This window comes from Pandoraea sp. B-6 (assembly GCF_000282835.1).
Lineage (GTDB): Bacteria > Pseudomonadota > Gammaproteobacteria > Burkholderiales > Burkholderiaceae > Pandoraea > Pandoraea cepalis.
On sequence record NZ_KB290491.1, the window covers coordinates 1 to 316 of the forward strand.

Sequence of the window (316 nt, forward strand, 5' to 3'; positions counted from 1 at the left end):
ACGCGAAGGCGAGCCCCCGCGCGGCTAATTGACGCACCGAACGCCGCGACCCGCCGCCATCCCCTGACGGACGGCGGGTGCGCGGCGGCCGGGGCCCGGCACGCGGTGCCCGCCTTGCGGTAAAGTACGCTCCATGCGCTTCGATCCCGAACCCATTTCGCATGGCCAGACCGGCAAGACGGCCGTTCTGCTGATTAACCTAGGCACGCCCGACGAGCCGCGTCCCGCGGCCGTGCGCCGCTATTTGCGCGAGTTTCTGTCGGATCCTCGCGTCGTGGAAATTCCCTCGTTGATATGGCAGGCGGTGCTGCGGGCG

1 pseudogene is annotated in these 316 nt (G+C 69.3%); it reads left to right on the forward strand.

What is annotated here, in order from left to right:
- Positions 1-190: 190 nt before the first annotated feature.
- Positions 191-316: pseudogene (locus tag A985_RS28880) on the forward strand (ferrochelatase); the annotation flags it as partial.